General features: G+C 68.9%; 18 protein-coding genes. 9 read left to right on the forward strand and 9 right to left on the reverse strand.

Annotated elements, in window-relative coordinates; all coding sequences use genetic code 11:
- The 4 genes from GQS65_RS14165 to GQS65_RS14180 form a co-directional block, all read left to right on the forward strand.
- Positions 1-749 (forward strand): transcription initiation factor IIB (locus GQS65_RS14165; RefSeq protein ID WP_158205289.1); only part of this gene is annotated, 749 nt, incomplete at its 5' end.
- A 141-nt stretch (positions 750-890) separates the two neighbouring features.
- Positions 891-1,988, forward strand: coding sequence for a DNA-methyltransferase (locus GQS65_RS14170; RefSeq protein WP_158205290.1), 1,098 nt, complete (start codon positions 891-893; stop codon positions 1,986-1,988).
- Between the two features lie 22 nt (positions 1,989-2,010).
- Positions 2,011-2,691, forward strand: coding sequence for a type I 3-dehydroquinate dehydratase (locus GQS65_RS14175; RefSeq protein ID WP_158205291.1), 681 nt, complete (start codon positions 2,011-2,013; stop codon positions 2,689-2,691).
- Between the two features lie 118 nt (positions 2,692-2,809).
- Complete coding sequence (locus GQS65_RS14180) at positions 2,810-3,235, forward strand: DUF6677 family protein (protein WP_158205292.1); 426 nt, start codon at positions 2,810-2,812, stop codon at positions 3,233-3,235.
- An 18-nt stretch (positions 3,236-3,253) separates the two neighbouring features.
- On the opposite strand, the gene GQS65_RS14185 is transcribed toward GQS65_RS14180, so the two are convergent.
- Entirely contained in the window at positions 3,254-3,994 is a 741-nt protein-coding gene (locus tag GQS65_RS14185) for a proteasome assembly chaperone family protein (protein WP_158205293.1), read from the reverse strand.
- 127 nt (positions 3,995-4,121) lie between these two features.
- Between GQS65_RS14185 and GQS65_RS14190 the strand changes: the two genes are divergently transcribed.
- Both GQS65_RS14190 and GQS65_RS14195 read left to right on the forward strand, forming a co-directional pair.
- Positions 4,122-5,045 (forward strand): RsmB/NOP family class I SAM-dependent RNA methyltransferase, encoded by a 924-nt coding sequence (locus tag GQS65_RS14190; RefSeq protein ID WP_158205294.1) that lies wholly within the window; start codon positions 4,122-4,124, stop codon positions 5,043-5,045.
- Entirely contained in the window at positions 5,042-5,599 is a 558-nt protein-coding gene (locus tag GQS65_RS14195; protein ID WP_158205295.1) for a DUF7122 family protein, read from the forward strand. Before GQS65_RS14190 ends, GQS65_RS14195 begins: the two co-directional genes overlap by 4 nt.
- 9 nt (positions 5,600-5,608) lie before the next feature.
- Here GQS65_RS14195 and GQS65_RS14200 read toward each other — a convergent pair whose 3' ends face one another.
- The 4 genes from GQS65_RS14200 to GQS65_RS14215 all read right to left on the reverse strand — a co-directional run bounded on the left by GQS65_RS14200 (position 5,609) and on the right by GQS65_RS14215 (position 10,533).
- Complete coding sequence (locus GQS65_RS14200; protein ID WP_158205296.1) at positions 5,609-6,601, reverse strand: M23 family metallopeptidase; 993 nt, start codon at positions 6,599-6,601, stop codon at positions 5,609-5,611.
- A gap of 49 nt (positions 6,602-6,650) precedes the next feature.
- Entirely contained in the window at positions 6,651-8,150 is a 1,500-nt protein-coding gene (locus GQS65_RS14205; protein WP_368280199.1) for a DUF790 family protein, read from the reverse strand.
- 225 nt (positions 8,151-8,375) lie between these two features.
- Positions 8,376-9,032, reverse strand: coding sequence for a helix-turn-helix domain-containing protein (locus GQS65_RS14210; protein ID WP_158205297.1), 657 nt, complete (start codon positions 9,030-9,032; stop codon positions 8,376-8,378).
- 106 nt (positions 9,033-9,138) lie between these two features.
- Positions 9,139-10,533 (reverse strand): DEAD/DEAH box helicase family protein, encoded by a 1,395-nt coding sequence (locus tag GQS65_RS14215; protein WP_368280201.1) that lies wholly within the window; start codon positions 10,531-10,533, stop codon positions 9,139-9,141.
- Between the two features lie 71 nt (positions 10,534-10,604).
- On the opposite strand from GQS65_RS14215, the gene GQS65_RS14220 reads away from it, so the two are divergent.
- Positions 10,605-11,288: a nucleotide exchange factor GrpE gene (locus tag GQS65_RS14220; RefSeq protein WP_158205299.1), complete on the forward strand. Its 684-nt coding sequence runs from the start codon at positions 10,605-10,607 to the stop codon at positions 11,286-11,288.
- Between the two features lie 235 nt (positions 11,289-11,523).
- The gene (gene dnaK, locus GQS65_RS14225) at positions 11,524-13,446 is read left to right on the forward strand and encodes a molecular chaperone DnaK (protein ID WP_158205300.1); all 1,923 of its coding nucleotides are present in this window, start codon (positions 11,524-11,526) and stop codon (positions 13,444-13,446) included.
- A 12-nt stretch (positions 13,447-13,458) separates the two neighbouring features.
- On the opposite strand, the gene GQS65_RS14230 is transcribed toward dnaK, so the two are convergent.
- Both GQS65_RS14230 and GQS65_RS14235 read right to left on the reverse strand, forming a co-directional pair.
- Positions 13,459-13,647: a hypothetical protein gene (locus tag GQS65_RS14230; RefSeq protein WP_158205301.1), complete on the reverse strand. Its 189-nt coding sequence runs from the start codon at positions 13,645-13,647 to the stop codon at positions 13,459-13,461.
- 62 nt (positions 13,648-13,709) lie between these two features.
- Positions 13,710-14,504 carry an enoyl-CoA hydratase/isomerase family protein gene (locus tag GQS65_RS14235; RefSeq protein WP_158205302.1) on the reverse strand — a complete coding sequence of 265 codons (795 nt, stop codon included), beginning with the start codon at positions 14,502-14,504 and terminating at the stop codon, positions 13,710-13,712.
- Between the two features lie 105 nt (positions 14,505-14,609).
- Between GQS65_RS14235 and GQS65_RS14240 the strand changes: the two genes are divergently transcribed.
- On the forward strand, positions 14,610-15,278 hold the full coding sequence (locus tag GQS65_RS14240; RefSeq protein ID WP_158205303.1) for a hypothetical protein: 669 nt from the start codon (positions 14,610-14,612) through the stop codon (positions 15,276-15,278).
- Positions 15,279-15,463: 185 nt separating this feature from the next.
- On the opposite strand, the gene GQS65_RS14245 is transcribed toward GQS65_RS14240, so the two are convergent.
- Together GQS65_RS14245 and GQS65_RS14250 are read right to left on the reverse strand one after the other, a co-directional pair.
- A complete protein-coding gene (locus GQS65_RS14245) occupies positions 15,464-16,618 on the reverse strand; it encodes a hypothetical protein (protein WP_158205304.1) in 1,155 nt (384 codons plus the stop codon).
- Positions 16,619-16,681: 63 nt separating this feature from the next.
- Positions 16,682-18,460 (reverse strand): Rieske (2Fe-2S) protein, encoded by a 1,779-nt coding sequence (locus GQS65_RS14250; RefSeq protein ID WP_158205305.1) that lies wholly within the window; start codon positions 18,458-18,460, stop codon positions 16,682-16,684.
- Between the last annotated feature and the right edge of the window lie 15 nt (positions 18,461-18,475).

Raw genomic sequence — 18,475 nt, forward strand, 5'->3', positions numbered from 1 at the left:
AAAAGTCCCGTGTCGGTGCGCCGACGACGAACATGATGCACGACAAGGGGCTCTCGACGAACATCGACTGGCGCGACAAGGACGCCTACGGCAACTCCCTCGGGAGCCGTCAGCGCGCGAAGATGCAGCGCCTCCGGAAGTGGAACGAGCGCTTCCGCACGCGCGACTCCAAGGAGCGCAACCTCAAGCAGGCGCTCGGGGAGATCGACCGCATGGCCTCGGCGCTCGGCCTCCCCGAGAACGTTCGGGAGACCGCCAGCGTCATCTACCGCCGGGCGCTCGACGAGAACCTCCTGCCGGGCCGGTCCATCGAAGGCGTCGCCACCTCGGCGGTGTACGCCGCCGCGCGACAGGCCGGCGTCCCGCGCAGCCTCGACGAAATCGCGGACGTGAGCCGCGTCGAGAAGTCCGAAATCGCCCGCACCTACCGCTACGTCGTCCGCGAGCTCGGTCTCGAAGTGAAACCCGCCGACCCCGAGAGCTACGTGCCGCGGTTCGCCAGCGCGCTGGGCCTCTCCGACGAGGCGGAGAACCGTGCGCGTCAGCTCCTGCGCAACGCCAAGGAGAAGGGCGTCCACTCCGGGAAGTCGCCGGTCGGCCTCGCCGCGGCCGCCGTCTACGCCGCCGCGCTCCTGACCAACGAGAAGACGACGCAGGCCGCCGTCAGCGAGGTCGCCGACATCTCCGAGGTCACCATCCGCAACCGCTACCACGAACTGCTCGAAGCCGAGCAGGACATCCCGCTGTAAGCCGGTTCGCGCACTACGACGACACCCCTCGATTCTCCCGCCGTCTCGACCGTCTCGCGTCCCGACCCGGTCGGGGCGGGCCCCTCTCTCCGCGTCCTTCGTGACCGCAAGGCACTAGGTCGTCGACGTCGACTCCCGACCATGCAGACCGACCACGAGGTCCACGTCGCCGACGCACGGACGCTGCCGCTCGCCGACGACTCCGTGGACCTCGTGGTCACCTCGCCGCCCTACCCGATGATCGAGATGTGGGACGACCTCTTCTGTGCCCTCAACCCGACGGTCGAGGAAGCGCTCGCCGACGCCGACGGCGAGCGTGCGTTCGACCTGATGCACGAGGCGCTCGACGCGGTGTGGGGCGAACTCGCTCGTGTCCTCGCGCCCGGCGGTGTCGCCTGCGTCAACGTCGGCGACGCCACCCGCACGCTGGAGGAGTTCGCGCTCTACCCCAACGGCGCGGAACTCGCCGGCCGACTCCGGGACCAGGGTCTCACGCAGTTACCGGGCATCCGCTGGCGAAAACCGACCAACAGCGGGACGAAGTTCATGGGATCGGGGATGCTCCCACCGAACGCCTACCCGACGCTCGAACACGAGCAGATTCTCCTCTTTCGCAACGGTGGCCCCCGAACGCTCGAACCGAAGGCCGACGACCGTTACGAGGCGGCGTACTTCTGGGAGGAGCGCAACCAGTGGTTCTCGGACCTCTGGACGTTCACCGGCACCGACCAGCGGCTCTCCGAGCAGGCCCGCGAGCGCTCGGCGGCCTACCCGCTCGAACTCCCCCTGCGACTGATTCGGATGTTCTCGACGTACGGCGACCGGGTGTTCGACCCGTTCTGGGGGACCGGAACGACGGCGCTGGCGGCGATGGTCGCCGGTCGGGACTCCGTCGGCGTGGAACTCGACGCGGGACTCGTCGACGCGTTCGTCGACCGTTTGGCCGACCTCCCCGAACGGACCCGCGAGCGGGCGACCGACCGACTGGAACGTCACGCCGCGTTCGCCGCCGACCACGAGACCAACTACGAGGCCGAACACTACGACTTCGGCGTCGTGACGAAACAGGAGCGGCGCGTCCGACTGTACGCCGTCGACGGCGTCACCGAGGCCGACGGCGGGGTCACCACCGACCCGGTCGTGGGGGCGACCGAAGGGGGCGTGACCGACGCCGGAGCGGCCGAGGGGACGGCCGCGACGCGACGCTGGACCTGTGAACACAGCCCGGTCGAGTTTTGAAGGTCGGCCCGGAACGACGGGTATGAACTTCGACGACTTCGTCCTCGCGGCGAGCACGGCCGACCTCGGCGAGGAACCCGCCGCCCGCGACCACGCCGACGCCGTCGAGTTCCGCATGGACGCCGCGAGCGACCCGCTGGGTGCGCTCGACGACTACGACGGGACGCTCCCGATTCTCGCGACCAACCGGGTCGAGTGGGAGGGTGGTGAGGCCCCGGACGACGAGGACCGACTCGTCGAACTGGCCGTGGCGGCCGAACACCCCTCGGTCGAGGCCGTCGACGTGGAACTCGCGGCCGTCGTCGGGGCACGGAACGACGACGCGCTCTGGGCGGTCGCTCACGCCCGCGAACACGGTGCGTCGGTCGTCGTCTCGATACACGACTTCGAGGAGACGCCGTCGCGGGCGGAGTGCGCTCGACTCCTCGACCAGGCCCACGAGTTCGGAGACGTGGCGAAACTCGCGGTCACCGCCGAGTCGCGCGAGGACGTGCTTCGCCTGCTCGCGCTGACGAACGCGCAGACCGCGGCCGGAGAGCGGGTTGCGACGATGGCGATGGGTGCGGTGGGTCGTCACTCGCGGGCGGTCGCACCCGTCTACGGGTCGTGTCTCGGGTACGCACCCGTCGCCGCCGAGCGTGCGACCGCCCCCGGCCAGTACGACCTCGGGACGCTCCGTGGCCTCGTCGACCGCCTCCGGTGACCGGCGACCGGCGAACCGGGAGGGGCCGTACGGGCGGGTACTGCCCCTCGAACCCCCTCTCGTCGCGGGATACGCCACTACAAAATACTCTTGTGCGTCCGGTGTCGAATTCCGGACGATGAGCACGCGTCGACCGTGGCTCGCGGCCATGCTCGCGTTCGTCTACCCCGGACTCGGGCACGTCTACCTCCGGGAGTGGCTACGGGCGTTGCTCTGGTTTCTCCTCTCGGTATCGACGTACTTCCTCGTCTTCGGCGACACCGGCCTCGACGCCGAGAGCCTCGAAGCGGCGATAGACGCCGTCCTCATGGCCCAGGAGGGGCTACCGCTGTGGACCGTCGCGTTGCTGTACTCGGTGACGCTGTTCAGCACGGTAGACGCGTACTGGCTGGCGACCCGCGGTGCCGACGCGCCGACCGCCCGCACCGCCGCTCGCGGGGCGGACGGGGAGGCGAGCGAGGGCGCCACGGAGCGCTGTCCGAACTGTCGTCGCCGCGTCGAGGACGACTACGACTTCTGTCCGTGGTGTGCGGCCGAGCGCTGAGTCGCCGGGACGGCGGCGCTACTGGAACATCCGGAGCGGCTGAGCCTGTGAACTCTCGTCGCCCTCGGCCTGTTGCATCCGTTCTGCCAGTCGTTCGCGGGCCTCGCGGATGTCCTCGGCCTGGTCGACCAGGTCGTCGGTGTCGACCTCCACGTCGGCCAGCGGTTCGACGCCGTACTCCAGGACCGACCGCGCGGCCTCGGGGTCGGGGAACTGCTTGCTCGCCTCGGCGATGAGGCCGACGCTCGTGACGCCCTGGTCGCTCGCCTCGGCGAGCAGTGCCCCCGTCGGGCCGCTGACGAGGCCGCCCTCCGGTGGCGGGACGATGCCGGCCTCGTCGAGCAGGGAGAGGCCGTCGCCGGTCGCCACGCCGTAGAGGTCCGGGACGTCGGCGTCCTTCTCGCTCGGGAGGCCCGTGACGTACAGCGGCGTGACGTCGTTCGACACCACCCAGTCGGTGACGCACTCGGCGAACCCCTCGGTCGTCTGTGGGGAGACCGGGATGTCGCTCTGGAGGACGACCAGCGACCCGTCCTCGGTGGCGTACAGTCGAACCGGCGGCATGAGTTCGGAGGAGTCCGCGCGATAGACGGTCACCTGCGGGAGGCCGTTACAGCGGACCGCCCCGTAGTACTCCATGTCGAGCGAGGAGACGAGGTGGTCGGCGGCGATCTTCCCGACCAGGCCGAGGCCGGGCAGGCCCTCGACCAGCGCCGGCGAGTCCAGCTCGATGTCGCTGTGGACGGTGATACGTGCCATGTCTCCTCATCGCTCGGTAGCGGGTTAACGCTATGCCTCTCCCGTGTTCGGTGGTCTATCGCGTCGTCACGTTCCGGTCGGGGGGCCGGATGGAAACGCACAAACGCGGCCACCGGGTACGCGGCGTATGGTTCTGGAGCGTTACGACCCGCTCGTCGACGACGTCGACGCCTTCCGGGCGGCCTGCGAGCGGCCGCTCCCCTCGGTGGTCCGCGTCAACACCGTCAAGACCACCGTCGACCGCGCGATGGCCGCCCTCGACGCCGACGGGCACGGCTACGACCGACTCGACTGGCTGCCCGAACTCCTGCGTCTCGACTCGGACTCGCCGGGCACGTCCTGGCCGTACTTCCACGGCTGGCTCTACGGACAGGAGGAGGTCAGCGCCCTCCCCGCGCTGGTCTGTGACCCGCAACCGGGCGAGCGCGTCCTCGACCCGTGTGCGGCCCCCGGAAGCAAGACGACGCAACTCGCGGCGATGATGGACGACACGGGTACGCTCGTCGCCAACGACAACAACCTCGGGCGACTCTCGGCGCTGCGCTCGAACGCCGAACGCTGTGGCGTCACCAACCTCGTCGTCACCAACCAGGACGCCCGCAACCTCTCGCTCAAGCCGTTCACGGCCGACGAGAGCGACGAACAACCTCCCTTCGACCGGGCGCTCGTCGACGTCCCCTGCTCGTGTGAGGGCACGGTTCGGAAGAACCCCGACGCCCTCGACGACTGGTCGGTGGGTCACCTCGAGCAGATAGCGGGCGTCCAGCGCGACATCCTCCGGCGGGCCGTCCAGACGACGCGCGAAGGCGGCACCGTCGTCTACTCGACGTGTACGTTCGCACCCGAGGAGAACGAGGCCGTCCTCGACCACGTCCTGCGCGAGGAACCGGTCGAACTCGTGGAGTTCGACGTGCCACTGGAGACGCGACCCGGCGTCACCGAGTGGAACGGCGAGGCGTACGCCCCGAGCGTCGAACGCGCAAAGCGTGTCTGGCCACACCTCAACGACACGGGCGGGTTCTTCTGTGCGAAACTGGAGGTGACCGCATGAGCGGCGAGGACTTCGCGGCGTACGACGACCCGAGCGACGGCGAGGACCTGAGGGAGAACCGGAGTCACGTCTTCGAGCGACTGCCCGAGACCAGCGCCGACCGGACCGTCGGGGGCCGCCCCTCCCGCGAGGCGGTGGTCGACTTCTGGGCCGACCGCTTCGGCGTCCCCCGCGAGACGTTCGACGGCTACACCTTCTGGGAGAAGGGGTCGGGGAAGCTCTGGGCGTACGCGGGCGACGCCCCGGACGGCATCGACGTGGAGGCGCTCGGGATGGTGTTCCTCCGGGTCAGACAGGACCACTGGAAACCCACGACGGACGCCGTCCAGCGGTTCGCCGGCAGGGCGACGGAGAACGTCGTCCACCTCGACGACGAGCAGGCGAGGCGGTTCGTCGCCGGCGAGGACCAGGAACTGGAGTGGGACGGCGACTGGGGCTATCTCGTCGTCAGCCACGACGTCGCCGGCGCGGCCGAACCCATCGGTGTCGGCCTCTATCTCCACGGCGAACTCCGCTCGCAGGTCCCGAAGGGTCGGCGCCGCGACATCGACTGACCGACGCGGTCAACGAGCGGCCGGCCTGTCCGCGCCTCGTTCTTCTGCAGTCTCGTCGGTGACGTAGCGAACGTGCTGGCCACGGCGCAGGTACGCCCAGCGTCGCCGTTCGCCCCGACCGTTGGTCCTCGGGTCCTCGGCGTTCGCGCCGGCGAGTTCGACGCCCGAGAACGCCGGCGGGAGACCCATCGCCGTGAAAAAGTCCGGCGTGTCCTGCAACTGGTAGTGGAGGTGTGGCTCCGTCGAGTTCCCCGAGTTGCCACAGCGACCGACCTGCTGGCCCACCTCGACCCGCTCGCCCGGTTCGACGCAGACGCTCCCCTCCTGGAGGTGTGCGAGCAGGCTGTACTCGCCGTCGTGGTCGACGACGACGTGGTTGCCCCGGACGTCCCAGGTCCGCCACTCGGTCCACCCGGTGCCGGGACTGGGGTGGTCGCGCAGACCGTCCTTGACGGCGACGACGGTGCCCCCGGCGGGCGCGAGGACGGGTTCGCCGTAGGCGTAGTAGTCCTCCAGCCAGATGCCGTCCGCCGAGTGGGTTCGCCCCAGGTCGTCCGTGAGGAGGAAGTCGTAGGCGTAGCGCTGGGCGAGCAGTTCCCAGGAGTGGGCGGTGGCCTTCGTGACGCCGCCGTTGACGACGGTCCACTCGCCGTCGAACGGCGGGCGGAGCGCGACGGTCTGGTCTGTCGACTCCGGCGTCGGGAGACGGCCGCGATAGCGCGCCAGTGGCACGAACTGCCCGAACAGTTGGGCGAGACTGGCGACGAACCCCCACGGCGTCAGGCCGAACAGTAGCTGTGAGACGAGAAACCGGGCGTTCGTCCCCGCGTCGTACGACTCCATCCCGTGGTCGCCGTCGTCCGAGCGCAAGAACGGCAGGAACGCGAGCAGGAAGCACACCCCGAACAGTCGGAGCCACTCGGGGCCGACCCCGATCATCGGGAGGACCATCAGGAAGCCGAGGACGGCAAGCCACGACACGTCGAACCCACGGAACGCCATCGGTTCCGGATATGTCGAGGGAGGAAAAGAAGCTGTCGCGAGCGACCGGTCACTTCTCGCGGAGCGTGCCCCCCGAGAGGCCGGCCCACTCGACGCGGTAACCGAGCCGCGAGAGCGTCGCGCTCGCGTCGTCGATGCCCACCTCGTCGAGCACCGACTCGGCCTCGGCGAGGGCCATCCCCGCCTCGAGACGCGCCGCGAGGTCGTCGAGCACGGCGGGGCGAACGAGCGTCCGCCCGACGCGCTCGTGTTCGGGGAACCGCTTGTCCTCGACGGCGTCCTCGCTGACGCCGTGGGCGGCGGCCAGCGCCGCGATGGTCGTCACGTCCGACTCGGGTCGTAGTTCGTCGGGGAGGGCGGCCGCGCTCTCGGCGACGAGGTCGGTCTCGTAGTCACGGAGCGCGTCGCGGACGTCCTTGACCCGGACGGTCCCGCGGTAGGGAATCGCGCGGTGGTCGAGCAGTGCGAGGTCGTCGGCGACGCCGAGCGACTCGTCGACGGCGACGAGCAGTTCGACGTCCTCCAGGTCGGCCAGCCGCGACAGCTTCTTCTCGACGTACTCGGGCGTCCAGAAGCCCATTATCTCGAAGAAGACGCGGAACGGCGCGTGGTCGTAGTCGAACGCGAAGTCAGGGATGACGACGTGTGCACCCGATTCGAGCGGTTCGGGCTCCCGGACGAGCGTCCAGTCGAGGTCCAGCGAACGAAACCGGGTGGCGAAGTCGGCCTCGACACCGCTGTCGAAACCGGGTTCGGCGACCGGGTCGGTGTCCGGCACCGAGAGGTCGGCCGCGTCGAGCGAGAGGGTGCGTTCGGTCCCCCGGTCGTCGACGGTCGCCTCCAACTGCCAGTCCTCGACCTTCACGAGCGTCCGGAGCAGGCGGGCGAACCGGGTCCCGTAGCGCCGCGAGGCGTGGAACAGAGCGTCCGGACCGGTGACGACGACCTCCCGTCCGTCGTCGGTCCGCCGAATCTCGTACATGAGTCGCAGGCGTTTGACCGCCGAGACGAACGCCTTGGGGTCGGCCGTCCGCACGCGAACCTCGGTGGCGTCGAACAGCGCTGTCTGGGCCAGCGAGAGGTCGTACTGACGGCGCAGTTCGTCGGGCGTCCAGCGCGGGTCGAACGCGACGAGGACCTGCCGTCGCTCGCGGTCCGCGTACAGCGACGACGCCACGCGTTCGGCGGTCGTCCCCAGTCGCTCGGCGGCGGCGGCGAGCGTCGCCTCCCGGTCGGTCTCGGTGACCACCACGCGGTCCGCCGCGAGGTCGAACGTCGTCGCCCGAGCACGTTCGGGGTCGACCGCCGCCCGCGTCTCGAACGTCGCTTCCCGGTCGAGGAGGCTGGCGAACCCACGGACCAGTTTGAAGTCCGACGCCTCGCCTTCGAGGTCGGTCAGCGCCGTGTCGAGGTCGGCCCGTGACTCGCCGACGTGGCCCTGGTAGACACCGAGGACGCGCGCCGCGAGTCGCTCGTCGTCCGCGTCGGTGAACTGCGGCCGGTACCCTCCACCGCGGCGACTGACACGGAGGAGGTCTTTGGTCAGCACGTCCGTCGGTCGGTCGAGTGAGCGGAAAGTGACTTCGGTCGCGGCGCTCCGGGGCGAGGAGTCGTGCGCGAAAACCGCCGACAGGGGTGGACGGGTGTGTGCCTCTGACGTACCCGGATAATACCCGATGCAGGTGTGACGCTTCGTGCGCTAGTAGCGCAGTAGTACGATGGCGATACAGTGCAATGTACTGTCGGGTGTCTCACATGCTTCTTTATAACCACTTCACCGCTGGCCACCGAGAACCGCCTCGACGAGGGAGGCCGTGCCGCGTCGGAGTCGGCGACCGACAGCCGTCGAGGAGATGTCGAGCGTGCCCGCGATGTCCTCCAGGTTCGCCGTCCGGGGGTCGTCGAAGTAGCCGGCCTCGTAGGCGGCGAGCAGCGCCTCGCGCTGTGGGTCGGTGAGTCCCGCCCCGCCCCAGTCGCTCGGTCCGTCGGCGCGATACAACTGCTTGACGTCGAACGTCACGCCGTTCTCCTTGCAGAACTCCCGCATCGCCACCAGCGTGTCGCGGTCGGGGAACTGATAGCGGCCGTGCCACGCGCCGTCCTGACAGTAGGCACTGAGCATCGCGCCGCCGCGTCTGGTGAGTTCGGGGACGACGAGGAGGTCCGGCGTCGGGACGACCCGGTACAGTCGGTCACCGTCGCCCTCCGCGACGACGACGGGGTCGGTCACCGAGGGGTCGTCGGCCAGCGCGGCGTCGAACGCCTCGAAGTCCTCACACTGGACGGCGTAGAACAGGTACGGGATGTCCCGGTCGGTCGCCGCGTGGTATCGCGTCTCGATGACCGCACCGGGAACTGCACTGCTCGCCGTGTAGAACATCTGTTCCGGGCTCGCTTTCCGTATCTCGGCGATGAGGCTGTCGTCGGGCATGCGTCGAACGGCGAGCGGGCACTCGCCCTTTCTGGCTGTTCTGACTCGGTGGCTCAAGTAGATGTCGGCCGCCGGCGCTCGGCGTGTCCGGCCCGCTCGGAGCTACTCAGCGCCGCCGAGCGGCGACACGCTCCTCGGCGGTCTCGCGGGTGACGATCTCGTACAGCACCGCTCGCCCCGCTCGGGTGGCCGGGACGGCCGCCGTGGTCGACGCCTCGCCGTCGGCGTCCTCGGCCGCCGCCCGTTTCGGTCTGAGCACGCGCCCGAGTCGCTGGGTGAACTCGCGTTCGCTCCCGGACCCCGAGAGGACGACGGCGACGTTCGCGTCTGGGACGTCGACCCCTTCGTCGAGGACGTTCGCGGCGACGACCCGCGAGTACGTCCCCTCGCGGAACCGTCGGAGCACGTCGCGTCGCTCGGCCGCGCCCGTCTCGTGGGTGATGGCCGGAATCAGGAAGCGCTCGGAGAGGCGGTAGACGAGGTCCGTCGAGGCCGTGAAGACGATGACGCGGTCCTCGCGGTGGCGGTCGAGGATGGCTTCGAGTTCGTCGACCTTCGCGTCGGCGTGCATCATCACGTCGCGGGCGCGTTGCTTCGCCAGCAGCGCCTCGCGTGCACGCGGGTCGGTCCCCGAGCGCACGACGAGTTTCTGGTAGTCACTGCCCGAGCGCAACTGGATGTTCGACCGTTTCAGGTAGTCGGTGAACGTCCCCTGAGCGGTCTCGTAGCGCTCACGTTCGGCCTCGTTCAACTCGACCGAGATGCGCTTGATGTCGTAGGCCGCGAGATGTTCGCCCGCCAGGTCGTCGACGGCCACGTCGTAGACCTTCGGCCCGACGAGGTCCGCGACGACCTCGTGTGCGCCGTCCGGGCGCTCGAACGTCGCGGTCAGGCCCATCCGGGCGGGAGCGGCGAGCAGGCGGGCGATGTCACGGTAGCCCTCGCCGCCGAGGTGGTGGACCTCGTCGAAGACGACGAAGCCGAACCGGTCACCCACTTCGTCCGCTCGCAGGTACGCCGAGTCGTACGTCGAGACGGTCAGCGGGCCGAACTCCTGGACGCCACCGCCGAACTGGCCCACCTCGCAGTCGAACTCCGTCTCCAGTTCCCGTCGCCACTGCTCCAGTAAGTCGATGGTCGGGACGACGACGAGCGTCGGCACTCCGAGCGCGGCGATTGCCGCGACGGCGACGACCGTCTTGCCGCTCCCGGTCGGCAGTTCGAGGACGCCCCGGTTCCCGTTTTCCTGCCACGCGTCGAGCGCCGCCCGCTGGTAGTCGCGGAGTTCGTAGCTCGTCGTCAGGTCGAGCGCGGGCGTGTCGAGGACGCCGTCCTCGTAGTCGACGCCACGCTCGTCGAGCGCGTCCCGCAGGTCGGCGTAGCGGTAGCCCGGTGCGCGGGCCGTCTTCGTCCGCGGGTCGGACTCGACCCACGGGCGGTCGAGGTCGGCCGGTGGGTCGGTCACGCGGACCGTCCCCTCCTCGAACGAGAGCCGTGTCACACCCCGCATAGCGAGTGCGCCGCCATGTGGATTCCGGTCGGGTTAAACGCCCGCCGGTCGTCGGTTCGACCATGACCGACGAGACGCCGGAGACGGACGCCGAGCGTGCGACGGACGAGGCCGACCCGGAGTCCGCGGAGTCGAGTGCGGACGCGGACGACGCGCCCTCCGAGGAGACCACGGGCGCCGGCCACGCGACGAGCGAGGCCGACACGGTCCCCGAGGAACTCGTCGAACGCGTCCGCGAGTCCGACGCCGAGACCATCGCTCGGGAGATTTCCGGACTCCGTGCCCGCGCGGAGGAGGCCGAGGCGCGACTCGACGAGGCCGACGAGGAGCACGCGGACCTCCGCGACCAGCTCAAGCGCAAGCAGGCGGACTTCCAGAACTTCAAGAAGCGCATGGAGAAACGTCAGGCCGAAGAACAGAAACGCGCGACCGAGGACCTCGTCACGCGCATCGTCGACGTTCGGGACAACCTGAAACGCGGCCTCGACCAGGAGGGCGACATCCGCGAGGGCGTCGAGTCGACGCTCCGGCAGTTCGACGACGTGCTCGACGCCGAGAACGTCGAGGAGATATCGCCCGAACCGGGCGACGACGTGGACCCACAGCGCCACGAGGTGCTGATGCGCGTCGACAGCGAGCGTCCCGAGGGAACCGTCGCGCAGGTCCACCGACCGGGCTACGAGATGGCCGAGAAGGTCATCCGGGCCGCGCAGGTGACGGTCAGCCAGGGCGACGGCGAGCAGTAGGCGGGGTCGGGCCTGCGGCAGTCTCCGACCTCCGAGCGGTGAACGGAGCGACCCGCGAGGAGTGACGCTGTGTCGTCGCCGTTCTCCACCGACTGGTCCGGAACTTCTGTATAAAACTTCGCAGGCGGGTCGAGCGGTGGGTGACGAAAACCGCACGACTGCGGCCGATTCGTACGAGAGTGTGTGACGCCCTATTCAGCAAGCTTTACCAGTCCGACGCCGGTATGGGAGGGTAATGGCGAGCAACAAGATTCTCGGTATCGACCTCGGTACCACCAACTCCGCGTTCGCGGTGATGGAAGGTGGCGACCCCGAAATCATCGTCAACGGTGAAGGCGACCGGACGACACCCTCCGTCGTCGCGTTCACCGACGAGGAGCGCCTCGTCGGCAAACCCGCGAAGAACCAGGCCATCCAGAACCCGGAGCGCACCATCTCCTCGATCAAGCGCCACATGGGCGAACAGGGCTACACCGTCGAGGTCGACGGTGAGGACTACACGCCCGAGGAGATCTCGGCGATGATCCTCCAGAAGATCAAGCGCGACGCCGAGGAGTATCTCGGCGACGAGGTGGAGAAGGCCGTCATCACCGTCCCCGCGTACTTCAACGACAAGCAGCGGCAGGCGACCAAGGACGCCGGCGAAATCGCCGGCTTCGAGGTCGAGCGCATCGTCAACGAACCGACCGCCGCGTCGATGGCCTACGGGCTCGACGACGACTCCGACCAGACCGTCCTCGTCTACGACCTCGGGGGCGGGACGTTCGACGTCTCCCTCCTCGACCTGGGTGGGGGCGTCTACGAGGTCGTCGCCACGAACGGGGACAACGACCTCGGGGGCGACGACTGGGACCACGCCATCATCGACCACCTCGCCGAGGAGTTCGAGGCCGAACACGGCGTCGACCTCCGCGAGGACCGACAGGCGCTCCAGCGACTCAAAGACGCCGCCGAGGAGGCGAAGATAGAGCTGTCGAGTCGGAAGGAGACGACCATCAACCTCCCGTTCATCGCGGCGACCGACGCCGGTCCGCTGAACCTGGAGACGAAGCTCACCCGCGCGAAGTTCGAGTCGCTCACCAGCGACCTCGTCGAGCGCACCGTCGAACCGACCGAACAGGCGCTCTCGGACGCTGGCTACTCGAAGTCCGACATCGACGAGGTCATCCTCGTCGGTGGGTCGACGCGGATGCCGCAGGTCCAAGAACAGGTCGAGGAGCTCACCGGCCAGTCGCCGAAGAAGAACGTCAACCCCGACGAAGTCGTCGCGCTCGGTGCGGCGATTCAGGGCGGCGTCCTCGGCGGCGAGGTCGACGACATCGTCCTGCTGGACGTGACGCCCCTCTCGCTCGGTATCGAGGTCAAAGGCGGCCTCTTCGAGCGACTCATCGAGAAGAACACGACCATCCCGACCGAGGAGGGCAAGATATTCACCACCGCGGCGGACAACCAGACCAACGTCCAGGTCCGCGTGTTCCAGGGTGAACGCGAGATGGCCGAGCAGAACGAACTGCTCGGCGAGTTCCAGTTGGCCGGGATTCCCCCGGCCCCTGCAGGCACGCCGCAGATCGAGGTGACGTTCAACATCGACGAGAACGGCATCGTCAACGTCGAGGCCGAGGACAAGGGCTCTGGCAACGCCGAGTCCATCACCATCGAGGGCGGCGCGGGCCTCTCCGACGACGAAATCGACCGGATGCAGCAGGAAGCCGAAGAGCACGCCGAGGAGGACAAGGAACGCCGTGAGCGCATCGAGGCGCGCAACGACGCCGAGAGCTCCGTCCAGCGTGCCGAGACCCTGCTGGAGGAGAACGAGGAGAACGTCTCCGACGACCTCCAGGCGGACATCGAGGCCGCCATCGAGGACGTGGAGGCGACGCTGGAGGACGAGGACGCCTCGACCGAGGAACTCGAAGACGCCACCGAGGCGCTGGCCTCCGAACTCCAGGAGATCGGCAAGCAGATGTACGACCAGCAGCAGGCCGCCGCGGGCGGTGCCGGTCCGGGCGGCGCTGGTCCCGGTGCGGGCGCTGGTGCGGCAGGCGCGGGTCCCGGCGAAGCGGGTGCCGGTCCCGGTGCCGGACAGGAGTCGGAGTACGTCGACGCCGACTTCGAGGACGTCGACGACGAGGACGGCGACGACAACGACGACGAGTAACCGAGCGACTCTCTACGGCTCTTCTGCGGGTTTCGATTCGGTCGGTGAGTCGTGCGTATTGGTAGCCTTCGAGAGGTCCACCGTCGTCTCGAACGTCGCAGGGACTGCCCGAGTCGGTGTCTCTTCGGTGTCGTCGAGTAAGCTGCCACACCCAGCGAGCGGGAGGGTGGCGACCACCGAAAGGAGGGCACGGCGCTGCACACGCTCGCTGGTGGGAACCGAGCGAAAACTCTTCGCGTGAGGGTCGCAGGTGGCCGTCCTACTTACCGCCCGACGAACTCGGCGTCTTCCTTCCCGAAGAACGCGGCGTAGCCACGCTCGTAGTCCTCGGTCTGTGTGGCGCTGGCGATGGTATCCGTCTCGGCGGCCATCTGGCCCGGTAGGTCACGGCCGTAGCTCTCGACGAGGAGGCGCTTGGTCGCGCCGAACGCCTTCGTCGGGCCACTGGCGAGTCGGTCGGCCATCGCCGCGAGTCGGTCGTCGAACTCCTCGCTCGGGACGGACTCGGTGACGAGGCCCAGCGAGACGGCGTAGTCGGCGTCGATGGGTTCGTCCATCAGGATTAGCTCTTTCGCGCGGCGGAGGCCGACGAGTCGCGGGAGCCAGAACGTCGACCCGCCGTCACCGGTCAGGCCGATGCGGCCGTAGGCGAACTCCAGTCGCGCGTCGTCGGCCATCACGACGGCGTCGCCCGCGAGCGCCATCGAGAAGCCGGCACCGGCGGCGACGCCGTTGACGCCCACGACCACGGGTTTCGGGGCCTGATGCAGTGCGAGGACGGAATCGTGGAGCGTCGACGCCAGCGAGCGGAGGTTCGACGCGTCGCGCTCGTCGCCGTCGAACAGCGCGAGGTCCGCACCCGCACAGAAGACGCCGTCGGTGCCCCGGAGCGTGATACATCGCACGGACTCGTCGTCCGCGAGGCGGGTCGTCGCGTCGACGAGTTCGTCGGCCATCGTCGGGTTGAGCGAGTTGAAGTTGCTCGTCGAGGCGAGCGTGAGGTGGGCGACACCCTCGGCGACGGTCAGTTCGAGGTTCTCGTAGTCGTCGTCGGCCATGTCCATGGGTTACAACGCAGTTGCGATAAAACAACTGGGATGGTTCGTCCGTTCGGGGGTGACACGCACGGAACTTTATAGGTGGACTCCCGAACGGTCACGCATATGCGACAACTCGACGTGACCGACGAGCAACTACAGTACCTCGAACGCGTTCGTGCGACCCTCGAAACCGAGTATCTCGGCCCGTACGGACAGGTCGGCATCCTCGACGCCCTCCAGTACCTCATCGACGTCCACGAGGCGGCCGACCCCGACATGCCCTCGACGGACGCGGCGGTGGTCGACGCGGCCACGCCGGTCGTCGCCGGGGAGAACCGACCGTCGCAGGTCGCCGACGTTCCGGCCGAGGCGGCCGTCACGGCCGACTCGGCGTCGTCGAACGGCACACCACCGGCCGACACCGACGAGACGGCGGACACGACCGCTCCCGAGGCCGACGTCGGATCGGACGACGGGGAGGCGACGGCCCCGGCGAGCCACGACGCGAGCGACGACTCGGAGACCACCGAGGGGACGGGACGGACAGCAGAGCGCGGCGACGAGAGCGAGGACACGACCGACGGCGGGGACGAGGGCGGCAGTTCTCCGCCGACGCCGTCGGGCGGGAACGACCGACTGCAGGCGATGATGAACCTCCTCGACACACACGGTAACAAGTGGCGGGAGGGCGACGGCGAGGCGCGCTACGAGGTGGACCTCCCGAACGGGTCGGTGGAGACGGTCCAGACGCGCGACGACGTGCGCGCGGTCCTGTTCAAGAACTACCGTTGACACGTCTCACGGTCGCTTCGTCTCCTCACCGAGCGTATCGGTGGCGTGTCTCTCCGCCCCGTCGTCTGTGGCTTCGCCGTCCCCTACGAGTTCACCTACCCGCAGGTCCTCCTGCAGGCGGTGAGCGTCGTCGGGACGCTCGTCTACGAACCTGCCCGCTGCTCCTCCCGTATCCCTCCTCTCGCCTACGACTCGCTTCCGACCGAGCCACCCGTCTCCCCACCATCGCGGAGGCGCTCCATCCGCGCGCCCAGCGAGCGGGTCTGCTGGAGCAGGTTCGTGACCGTGCTCCGGTCGCGCGACGCCCCCTGTTCGTCGAGCAGCCACTGCATCGTCTCGTGGACGGTCCCGGTCCCGACCTGTGCGTCCGTCGCGGCGTCCGCGCGGTACGTCAGTCGACCGGCGACCCACGCGAGGAGGACGACGACGGCGACGCCACCGAGAAAGGGGCCCCAGACGCTCGTTTCGAGGGTCGCCGCGGTCCGGGCGAGCGCACCGTTCACCATCGAGACGCCGAGTGCAGCCAGGCCAGCGAGGAGCGCGAACTTGACCGCCTGCTGGCCGCGTCGCGCTCGGTTGGTCTCGATGCCGACCAGCACGGCCAGTCGCTCGTCGTCGGTGACGTCGAGCAGGTGCCGCGAGACGAACAGGTGACGTCGTCCACGAACGCCGGTGACGTTCACGAGCAGGTTCTCCGTCCCCTCGGTGTCGACGACGTGGACGCCTCGGGGGTCGAAGGCCACCCTCTCACAGGCCCGTCGAAGTCGAGTCGCCTCGTCGTCGGTCGGGTCGCGTGGTGAGAGCGACAGGCGCGTCGTGTACGGCGTGACGGCGTGTAGCAGGGCGAAGGCGACGAAGACGACCACCGGTGCCCACCCGCCGATGCCCGTCGTCGCCACGATACCGAACGCCCCGATCACCGCGAACACGAGCACACCGGCGAAGAACTGGCGCGCGACCCGAACCGCGTTACCGGCCAGCGAGAGGTCGAGGTCACGTCCTTCCCGAACGGCCGGGAGCATCACGAGATAGCAGCCGAGAGCCGTCGTCGCCGTCGCCGCCCCGAGTACGAGCGTCCCGCCGAACACCGCCACCGGCCAGAGTGGGTCGGTGAGGAGGGCGTTCAGCCCTGCCGTGACGAGGTCGTACGCACCGAACAGGTACAGTCCAGCGCCTTCGACGCCGGCGACGACGACGAGCGTCCGACTGCCGAGTCGTGAGACGCGCTCTTCGGCGTTCTCGGCACGTATCGCCCACCGACTCAGGAGCCACGAGAGACCGGCGAAGGCGGCCGTCGACCCGAGGTACCAGAGGGCGAGCGTCGGGAGGGAACTAGTCATCGATTCGGACTATCCGCGAGCGAACAAATGCTTTCGGAGGGGACGGACCGCGCCTCGGGTCGTTCACTCCACCTCGTGGAGTCGTTCTCCTCGGTGGAGACGGGTGGCGATAGAGAACGTCTGTTCGGCCGAGCGCCGGGTCGGGAAGTGCGCGGCCATGTAGCGAGCGGGTGCTATCAGGGCGAGTCGCTTCTCCATCTCGTCGGTCGTCGGGTCGGCAACCAGCGCGTCGAACCGCTGGAACCCCGCCTCGACGTTCTGGAGCGTGTGGAACCCCGCGTCCTCCCGGAGGAGGCCACGCCCGAGCGTCCGCTTCAGGTCCGCCGGGTCGCCGCCCGCGTCGAAGTGCTCGCTGACGAGGTTCGCGGCGCGGTTGACCTGTCCCTGCTCGTCGAAACACGTCAGAACGTCCTCGCGGACGTCGACCGGGTCACGCTCGCTCTCGCCCGGCGACGGGACGGGGGCGCGTGGCTGGTTGAGGAACCGGTCGAGATAGACCGACATCGCGGCGTCGAGACAGCCCCGGTAGAGTTCGGTGGCGTCAGTCTTGGCCGTCGCGCGGTGGACGGCGTTCGCGTAGGTGAGCGTGTGGTGGACGGTGTTCCAGTCCGAGAACTCGTTGTTCGTGGCGAAGTACGCCACCCGTCGGGAGGCGGCGCGCGCGACCGCATCAGAGAGCTGCTCGGTCGTCGCTCCCGCCCGAATCGCGTCGGTGAGCGTGTCGACGATTAGCTCAGGGTCGTCTTCGAGGAGCGTCTCGACGAATCCCTCGGGGTGGGTCCACTCCTTGCCTGCGCCCGCCGCGACGAGGTCCGGGAGCAGGTCGTGGGCGTCGAAGACGAGGTCGGCGATGTCGACGGGTTGTCGCCACGAGGAGCGTTCCTCCGAGCGCGTCGCCCCCGTGAGTTGTTCGAGCGTCGAGGCGAGCGCGGCGTCGGCGTGGTCCTCCCAGCCCACGTGTTCGAGCGTCTCGAACGCCTTGTTGAGGAAGTCCAGCGTGTGGCCGTTGTTGAGATAGAGGCTGTCGGTCGCGGCGGTGAACAGGAGGTCCGCGACGTCCTCGCGCGGGAGGGTGCCGATGGCGGTCAGGAGGACGCGCTCGGCACCGTCGCGGTCACGCACCTCGACGCAGTTGCGGAACCACGCTTTCAGCCGCGACTTCGAGAGGTCGCGGTTGTCGAAGGCGTACTGCTGGAATCGCGGGGGTTCGCCCGCCGTCTCGTCGGCCACTTCGCGGACGCCCATGAACATCGCACGGCGCTTGTCGCGGTCGCCCACTTCGTCGTAGAGGTTCGCCATGCAGCCGAGCGTGGTGAGGCCGCGGCCCCACCCCATCTCGCGGTAGCGCGTCCCGAAGTTGACGGCCGTCTCGACGGGCGTGTCGAAGCCCCCTCCTTCGCTGTCCAGTCCGATGATGGCCTTCGCCATGACGAGCGAGAGGTTCTCGTGGAGACCGTCGGCCAGTCGATTCCGCCAGTGGGTCGCCGGGTCGACGTCCGAGGACGGGTCCGGGTCGAGGTAGACGCCGTCCTCGCGCAGTTCGACGGGAAACGTCTGGACGTCGTCGGCCCAGATGTCGAACGTGTCGCCCTGCTCCAGTTCGAAGCGGGCGTGGTGCCAGTGACAGGTGAGGATACCGTCCTCGATGGAGCCACGGCTCAGGGGGAAACCCATGTGGGGACAGCGGTTGTCGACGGCGAACACCTCGCCCTCGTGGTGGAACAGGGCGATGGCCTGGCCGTCCTCGCTGACGACGGCCTGTCCGTCGGCTTCGAGCGTCTCGCGGTCGGCGACGCGGACGAATCGGTCGTCGGAGGTGGTGGCGTCGGGGTCTGTTGCCATGGATCGACGTGTGAT

The organism is Halomarina oriensis (assembly GCF_009791395.1).
GTDB classification, from domain to species: Archaea; Halobacteriota; Halobacteria; order Halobacteriales; family Haloarculaceae; genus Halomarina; species Halomarina oriensis.